General features: G+C 53.2%; 1 protein-coding gene. It reads left to right on the top strand.

What is annotated here, in order from left to right; translation table 11 throughout:
• Positions 1-1868, top strand: a 1868-nt coding sequence (locus ABT56_RS24305; RefSeq protein WP_047881145.1) for a hypothetical protein, incomplete at both ends; no start/stop codon positions are given.

Here is a 1868-nt window from a genome sequence, read left to right on the forward strand (position 1 = left end):
CCGAGGATAATAGGCTTGTCCAAGGGCGCAAAAGTCCGACACACCCACAACAAGACCGTTTAGACCTACTTCTGGCACAGGAGCGCAAGCTACAACACGGTAACACTGAGTTAGACAGCCCCGAGGCCGTCTACAACCAAGACACGCTGTATGCGCTGGCAGAGAACCCGACAATGACTCCGCGCGTGTTGTCACCCAAGGAAAAAACCAAAGTCGTTGAGCCAAAACTGAAAACCAGCGTGATCCGACTGATGGAAAGGGAGTGGTCGGGAAGTTTTCGCGTTCTCCAGCAAACCATGACACCGCCAAGCGATGCGCCAGAACCGCAAAGTGGTGATCGCTATACCGAACAACTTACGCCGAGAGCCGTTGGCAAAATTTTCGAGTCCGGAGCCTACGTGGCCGCGTGTCATGGCGGGTTTACCACGTTTCTAACACTGACATTCACCCCCAAACAGCGCAACCGGATCATGGGTGGGATGGTTGATGGTGAGGCACCATATTGCACATTGCCGGAACCGCCTTTGCCAGCCAGCAAACGGCGGGGGGCACGTTCAATGTTGCGCGGTCGTCCAAAACTCAAAGGGACGGATGGCGCACATACCCCGGTTAGCATTGTTCGCAACATGGCCGGATATATCGAGGCCATTGGTGGGCCATATTGTCACATCGATACTACCGCCCAGGATCCAGCAGCGACCGTCGATATTTTGGACGATGGTTCTGTCAAGGTGATGAATGAAAACGGCGAGATTGCCGGGCCTTATACGCCAATATGCTTCAAGCCTGAAAAAGACTTCACCATCACCAAAGAGGCCGAAACGTCTATCGGCAAAGAGGTATCGCGCTTTCTCGATGGGGCGAAAAAGATGTATCAGCGCGGTTGGTGGGCAACTTATTCCGTCGAAAAGGACGCTGAAACTGGGGCGAAGTATTGCCCACTGTCGAATACATACACCCAAGTCGCCGGGCACAGCAAACCGAGTGAGTTTGGCCCAACCGAAGAACCTGCCGACTTTCATTATATTTGGGTGGCAGAATGCCCGGCTAATGAACACGGCGAGCCCAATATGCATGTTCACGTATTACTAAATTGGCAGGTACCTGAAAACCTGTTTGAAGCATGGGCTAAACGCCTCGAAAAACTATGGGGCAACGGGTTTGCTAACTTACAGCGTATTCAAAAACCTAAGGCGGCGGGATCATACATTATCAAGGCCGTGGGCTATGCCGCCAAAGGGGACAATGCCGACCAAGGACTTATCAAAGGCAACCGCTACAACATAGCCCGCTGCAGCCGCGCCCCCGGTTGGGAGTGTATCGCCAGTTTCGAAGCCGGGAACATGGCGGCGATCATCAAAGAATGCGGGTACAAATTGGAGCAGTGGAAAAAGCCATTGCACCGCAGCTTGCGCCGACTGGAAAAGCAGTTTGACCAAACCATCAAGGCGAAAGCCATTGCCAAACAAGCCAAAAAACCAAAAGCCGACCTATTCAAGCTGAATGCAAGGCTGGCGCGGCTTGAAACCGAACAGAAGGCAATCCGCGACCAGATGAAAGCGCGGGGTGTCCATGCCTCAACCAAAAACCGTTTTTGCATGGCATTCGAAGGCGAACAAGCCGAAAACAAGGCGTATGACTTTTTGCTATGGGCCGCAGGGGCGCGAGGTTGGTCAATGATACCCATTGGAGAAAGCGACCACCTAGCCGAAACGGCAACCGAAGTCAGGCAAACCGCCCGAGCGGAATATGCCCGGCAATACGAACGGTTTTTGCATAAGCGCAGTTATTGGCAGCATGTCTTATCAGACCCAATGACACCAAACACCAAAGAGCCGACCGAATTGCAAGTCGCCGCCGCAATGGCG

The sequence above is a fragment of the Photobacterium aquae genome, from assembly GCF_001029445.1.
GTDB classification, from domain to species: Bacteria; Pseudomonadota; Gammaproteobacteria; order Enterobacterales; family Vibrionaceae; genus Photobacterium; species Photobacterium aquae.